Annotated in this window: 5 protein-coding genes and 1 pseudogene; 5 read left to right on the top strand and 1 reads right to left on the bottom strand. The window is 41.6% G+C overall.

Features of this window, described 5'->3' with window-relative positions; genetic code table 11:
- The first annotated feature begins 254 nt into the window (after positions 1 to 254).
- The 5 genes from CWC30_RS17370 (at position 255) to ihfA (ending at position 5785) form a co-directional block, all read left to right on the top strand.
- Positions 255 to 1310: a DUF2066 domain-containing protein gene (locus CWC30_RS17370; RefSeq protein ID WP_036983088.1), complete on the top strand. Its 1056-nt coding sequence runs from the start codon at positions 255 to 257 to the stop codon at positions 1308 to 1310.
- On the top strand, positions 1310 to 2020 hold the full coding sequence (gene hda, locus CWC30_RS17365) for a DnaA regulatory inactivator Hda (RefSeq protein ID WP_171034748.1): 711 nt from the start codon (positions 1310 to 1312) through the stop codon (positions 2018 to 2020). The genes CWC30_RS17370 and hda overlap by 1 nt, the downstream gene beginning before the upstream one ends.
- Before the next feature lie 82 nt (positions 2021 to 2102).
- Entirely contained in the window at positions 2103 to 3083 is a 981-nt protein-coding gene (gene pheS, locus CWC30_RS17360) for a phenylalanine--tRNA ligase subunit alpha (protein WP_013464600.1), read from the top strand.
- 15 nt (positions 3084 to 3098) lie between these two features.
- Positions 3099 to 5486: a phenylalanine--tRNA ligase subunit beta gene (gene pheT, locus CWC30_RS17355; RefSeq protein ID WP_138627724.1), complete on the top strand. Its 2388-nt coding sequence runs from the start codon at positions 3099 to 3101 to the stop codon at positions 5484 to 5486.
- Positions 5487 to 5488: 2 nt separating this feature from the next.
- Complete coding sequence (gene ihfA, locus CWC30_RS17350; RefSeq protein ID WP_008114070.1) at positions 5489 to 5785, top strand: integration host factor subunit alpha; 297 nt, start codon at positions 5489 to 5491, stop codon at positions 5783 to 5785.
- A gap of 42 nt (positions 5786 to 5827) precedes the next feature.
- On the opposite strand, the pseudogene CWC30_RS17345 reads toward ihfA, so the two are convergent.
- Positions 5828 to 6373, bottom strand: a pseudogene (locus CWC30_RS17345) (DUF2989 domain-containing protein); the annotation flags it as partial.
- Positions 6374 to 6543: the final 170 nt, after the last annotated feature.

Raw genomic sequence — 6543 nt, 5'->3', positions numbered from 1 at the left:
GAAAGGTAAAAGGCATCAGGTAAAAGGAAAATAATAAGCGCCTAATGCCGACTCTATACATTTGCTATGTGGCTCTCTACCGCTGTGAGCACCACGACACTCTACTGCGTTGTCGCTACGAAGTAGCGCAGCGATTCTTAATACAAGAAAGTTCGACTTAACCAGCAGCTTTAGTGACTGTAAAAATATAATTTTGCTTTGTTAGTGGCTTTGATTTAGGATCAAAACAGTTTAAAACCAAGAATGATTTGCCTGTGTATAGATTATTAATTAGCGCCTTATCCATTTTCTTTTGTGTTTCTGTATCTGCAGTTGAAGTAACTGATCTATATCAAGATATTTTGGTCGTAGAAGATAAATCTCGTGATGCGCGTTTAGACGCTAGTCGCAAAGCGCTTCTTAACGTACTAGTAAAAGTGAGTGGTGATAAAAGTGCAGATGAAAATCAGATAGCACAGCAACGCACCAAAGATATATCTGATTATATGCTGAAATTTGAATACGATGAGCGTATTCCCGGAACGCTTAAGTTACTAGTTAAATTTGAAGCGCGAAAGATCAATGCACTAATAAAAGATCTTAATTTGCCGTTGTGGGGAGCTCAACGTCCACTGGTTGCTATCTGGTTAGGCATTGAAGATAACAGGCAGCGAGAGCTGGTTACTCAAGAGAGTTATCCGCAATTAGAGCAACTGATTTACGACAAAGCAAGTCGCCGCGGTTTGCCGGTTGTTGTGCCTCTACTCGATTTACAAGACAGACGGCTTGTTGGTGTCCCCGAAGTTTGGGGAAATTTTTCTGGGCCTGTAGAAGAGGCATCTAAACGCTACAGTGCTGAGCGAAGTATTACTGCTAGAATGTATCAAGCGTTTAACTCTGATAATTGGGTACTAGATTGGCGCTTTACCAATGATGAAATGTTTGAATCTAACCGTATCACAGGCTACAGACAGCAAATAGTTGCGCAAATGATTGATGATTTAGCACAAGGTTTAGCTGGTGAATATGCGATTGATCCTAATGCTTATTATGAGCAGCGTACTGCCAATTTAACTTTAAAAGGGACTGAGAGCTTTGTTGATATTGAGTTGGCTAAGCGCCGCTTAATGAATCTAAGCGTAGTAACTCAAGCTGTTATTTTACGCAAAACACCCGATTCGGTTGAGTTTGAGCTTCATCATACGGGGACTGTGAGTGACCTTAAAAAAGCCCTTGGCCTGGATAACGCCTTTAAAGACTATGTTGATCCTCGTGCTTTTTATCACATAGTTGATGAGCAAAGCCTAGAGTATCAATGGGTTGTAGATTAATGCTAACTCAAGAGCCAATACAAATGGCATTGCCGGTTACTTTACCGGACGATGAAACATTTGCATCCTACTTTGGCGGTGAGGACTCACTCGAGGTAAATCATCTCAAAGATAGCTTTTCTAAGCTTGTTCACTCTTTTCAGTATACCTATTTGTGTGGCTTAGGAGATTCTGGTAAATCTCACTTACTATATGCCACTTGTATTCAGGCACAAGAGCGTGGCTTATCTAATATGCTGCTTTCCATGCGCGAGGTCATTCATTTTGGACCAATGGTTTTAGATGGGCTTGAAGCATTGGATGTATTGTGTATTGATGATGTGCACTTGGTAGCAGGCAATGATGCATGGGAAAAAGCGTTATTTAACTTTTTTAATCGCTTTAATGAGCCCAATAAAATGCTGGTAGTGACTGCCGATTTACTGCCAAACATGCTTAATATTAGCTTGCCCGACTTAGAATCACGTTTAAAGTGGGGCACTACATTTCAAATTCGTTCTATGAGTGACGATGATAAAGCACAAGCGCTGGTTAAGCGGGCAAATATGCGTGGGCTTGAATTGAGCGATGAATGTGCGCGATTTTTATTAACCCGTTTGAGTCGTGATATGCGTGCTTTATTGGATGTATTAGACAAATTAGATCACGCATCCATGGCTGCACAACGAAAATTGACTATTCCTTTTATAAAATCAACGCTAAAGCTGTAGTAGGTCTAGAATCTAGACCCTGCTTTCAGTTATCATTAGCTAACTAAATTGTAATCACCTTCTGTGAAAGATCAGGTATCGAATGAACTTAGAAAACATATTAGCGCAAGCACTTGAGGCGGTAGCCAGTGCCAGTGAAATCGCGCAGCTAGAAGAGATCAGGGTTAACTATCTTGGTAAAAAAGGCGAAATTACCAGCTTACTTAAAACGTTAGGTAAAATTGCCCCTGAAGAACGCAAAGAAGCAGGCCAAGTAATTAACCAAGCTAAGCAAGACGTGCAAGTTGCGATTAATGACAAGCGTGAATTGTTAGCAAGTAAAGCATTAGAAGAAAAACTAGCAGCAGAAACAATCGATGTAACTTTACCAGGGCGTGTTATGCCATCGGGTGGTTTGCACCCAGTGACTCGCACCATTGAGCGTATTGAAAGCTTCTTTGGTGAACTTGGGTTTGCTGTTAAATCAGGCCCTGAAGTTGAAGATGATTTTCATAACTTTGATGCGTTAAATATACCAGAGCATCACCCTGCTCGCGCCGATCACGATACCTTTTACTTTAATCCTAAGTTGGTTTTACGTACTCAAACCAGTGGTGTACAAATTCGTACTATGGAAACTGAGCAACCGCCACTGCGTATTATTTCGCCAGGGCGTGTATACCGTAACGATTACGACCAAACACACACGCCTATGTTCCATCAGGTGGAAGGGTTGATGGTTGATACTGATGTAAGCTTCACTGAGCTTAAAGGTATTTTACATGACTTTTTACGTAACTTTTTTGAAGAAGACATGGAAATTCGTTTTCGTCCTTCATTCTTCCCGTTTACAGAGCCTTCAGCAGAAGTGGACGTGATGGGTAAAGACGGTAAATGGTTAGAAGTATTAGGCTGCGGCATGGTTCATCCTAACGTACTTAAGTCTGTAGGCATCGATCCTGAAAAATACACAGGTTTCGCTTTTGGTATGGGTGTTGAGCGCTTAACCATGTTGCGTTACGGCGTAAACGATTTACGTGCGTTTTTCGAAAATGACTTAAAATTCCTAAACCAGTTCCGTTAAGAGTGAAGAGATAAAATGAAATTTAGTGAAAAGTGGTTAAGAGAGTGGGTAAATCCTGCAATTGATACGCAAGCTCTTTCGGAACAGCTTTCAATGGCTGGTTTAGAAGTAGATGGCGTTGAGCCGGCAGCAGCCAAATTTAATGGCGTTGTGGTAGGTGAAGTGGTTGAGTGTGGCCAACACCCAGATGCAGATAAACTACGTGTAACAAAAATTAATGTTGGTGGTGATGAGCTACTGGATATCGTATGTGGTGCACCAAATTGCCGCCAAGGTATTAAAGTTGCAGTTGCCACTGTTGGCGCAGTGTTACCAGGCGATTTCAAAATTAAAAAAGCCAAACTTCGTGGTCAGCCTTCACACGGCATGTTATGTGCGTTTGATGAGCTAGGTATTAGTGAAGAAGGCGATGGCATTATGGAATTGCCACTTGATGCGCCTATTGGTGCCGATTTACGCGAATATTTAGCGCTTGATGACAACATTATTGACGTAGATTTAACACCTAACCGTGGCGACTGTTTAGGTATCAAAGGACTTGCCCGCGAAGTCGGCGTACTTAACAGTATTGATGTAAATACATTAAGCATTCCAGCGGTAACCCCGACAATTGAAGACAAAGTATCTATTGAGTTGGTTAACGATGATGCCTGTCCTCGCTATTTAGGGCGTGTTATTAAGGGCATTAACCTAGGCGCTGAGACGCCATTATGGATGGTTGAAAAGCTACGTCGTAGTGGTGTACGTTCAATCGATCCGGTTGTTGATGTGACTAACTTTGTATTACTAGAGCTTGGCCACCCAATGCATGCATTTGATTTAAATGCAATTGAAGGTGGAATTAAAGTACGTAGTGCATCCCCAGGTGAAGAGCTGGTTTTATTAGACGGTAATACGGCTAAATTAAATGAATCGACATTAGTGATTGCCGATCATCATAAAGCGCTAGCCATTGCTGGTATTTTTGGCGGTGAGCAATCGGGTGTTACTGAAAAAACAGCAGATATTTTACTAGAAAGCGCATTCTTCAACCCAGTGGCTATTGCAGGACAAGCACGCAGCTATGGTTTGCACACTGATGCATCTCATCGCTATGAGCGTGGGGTCGACTTTGCACTACAACACGATGCCATGGAGCGCGCTACAGCGTTACTTTTGGAGATTGTAGGTGGTAACGCAGGTCCAATCGTTGAAGCGGTTGCTGCTGATAAGTTACCAAAAGTAACTGAAGTGCGTTTACGTCGTTCACGTTTAGACCGTGTTATTGGTCATCACATTGACGATGCTAAAGTAACCGATATTCTTACGCGTTTAGGTCTTGATGTTAAATTTAATAATGATAGCTGGAGCGCTGATGTACCAAGCTACCGTTTTGATATTCGTATTGAAGAAGATTTAATTGAAGAAGTAGCACGTGTTTACGGTTATAACAGTATTCCTAATGTGGCACCAACTGCAAAACTTAAAATGACCACACACGATGAGTCAACTGTTGCCCTGAGCCGTTTTCGTAATGCGCTAGTAACTCGTGGCTATCAAGAAGCCATTACTTACAGTTTTGTTGATCCTAAAGCGCAAGCTATTTTACATCCAGAGTGTAACGCATTGGTATTGCCGCACCCAATTTCAATTGAAATGTCAGCGATGCGTGTAAGTTTAATGCCTGGCTTATTAGCTTCTGTTGCCTATAACCAAAACCGCCAGCAACCACGTATTCGCTTATTTGAACACGGCCTTAAGTTTATCAGCGATGAAAGCGCAGAAAATGGCGTTTACCAAGTGCCGGTTATTGGTGGTGTTATTACCGGGCTTGTGCATGGCGAACATTGGGTTGAAGAAAAACGTAACGTTGATTTTTACGACCTAAAAGGGGATGTTGAAGCATTACTTGCAATTACCAACGATGTTAGCCGCTTTGAAATTAAAGCCGAGCAATCAGATGGCCTTCATCCTGGTCAATCAGCCGTTATTTATGTTGATGGTAAAAAAGTAGGTTTCTTTGGTGCATTACACCCTCAGGCGCAAAAATCGTTAGATATCAATAACGCTACTTTTGTGTTTGAAATTGAAATGTCAGCGTTAGAAAAAAGAAATTTACCGCAGGCTGTAGGGGTGTCTAAATTCCCATCAAATCGCCGCGACATCGCGATTTTAGTACAAGACAGCGTTAAAATAGGTGATATTTTAAACGTCATCGGAAAAGTTGGCGGAAATCAATTGGTTGACCTAAACTTATTCGATGTGTATAAGGGCAAAGGTATTGAGCCAAATTATAAGAGTTTGGCGATTGCTCTAACACTGCAAGCGGTTGATAGAACACTCGAAGAGAAAGATATCAATCAGGTAGTTGATAACGTGGTGGCCGCACTGGCCGAACAGTTTAATGCATCGTTGAGGGACTAGATATGGCGCTTACTAAAGCCGACATAGCTGAACACCTATTTGAAAAGCTCGGGATCAATAAAAAAGATGCCAAAGATTTAGTTGAAGCGTTTTTTGAAGAAATCCGCTCAGCGCTTGAAAAAGGCGAGCAGATTAAGCTCTCTGGATTTGGTAACTTTGATCTTCGAGATAAGAAAGAAAGGCCGGGACGTAACCCGAAAACGGGAGAAGATATCCCAATTTCAGCACGTCGCGTGGTTACCTTTAGACCGGGGCAAAAGTTAAAAACCCGTGTCGAAGTAGGCACAAGCAAAAAATAAAACAAAAAGGCAGCGTAAGCTGCCTTTTTTGTATCTGTTTTATTATTTCCGGGGGGAAATAAACGTTCCTTGATCTATTTGTTGCAAAGTCTGCTCGGCTAACCTATCTAAACTCTCTAAATTCTTTCCTTGTGCTATTAACTGCTGCTCATTTAACAGTATATCAATATGTTCAATACCAGAGAGCTGAGCTATTTTGGCAAAAATATAAGCATGTTTATATTATTGGTGTTTATAAAATAGGCTGATCAAAGACATATATATTTCAGGATTCGGTTCATGCTTGGCTTTATTCCGCGCTAGCGTGTTGTATAAAAAATTAATCGCTTTTTCTTCATCAACCTTAATGTAATAAGACGCTAAGTAAAATTGCATCTCATCACTGTGTTCAACTTCTGTAGTATATTCTAAAGCGAGCAAACGTGTTAATGCACTTTCGTCATTGTTTCTTGACCAATGATAATAAAGCAAGCCCGGATGGCTGGTGTGTTTTGTCTGTTGATAAATCCGCGCCATTTCCCTCATACTCGTTAAGTGGGCACGTTGGCGAGCCGTGGTTTTGCTTTTTAATTTAATGTGCTGAATGTTGCCTACATGGATGTAGGTAAGGGGCGTGAGCAGGACGCGGAAGCTTTGCTCGGTTTTTACTTATTCTTACATGGATGTAAGCCAGTAGAATAACGCAGGAGCAGTTATCGAGCCCACTAGGTTACAAACCTCGCGCCGCGATTCAACCGCCCCTAGGTTGATCAACTTGT

It is taken from the genome of Pseudoalteromonas sp. S4741 (genome assembly GCF_005886135.1).
In the GTDB taxonomy this organism is placed as follows: Bacteria; Pseudomonadota; Gammaproteobacteria; order Enterobacterales; family Alteromonadaceae; genus Pseudoalteromonas; species Pseudoalteromonas tetraodonis.
This window is presented reverse-complemented; position numbering and strand designations above follow the sequence as displayed.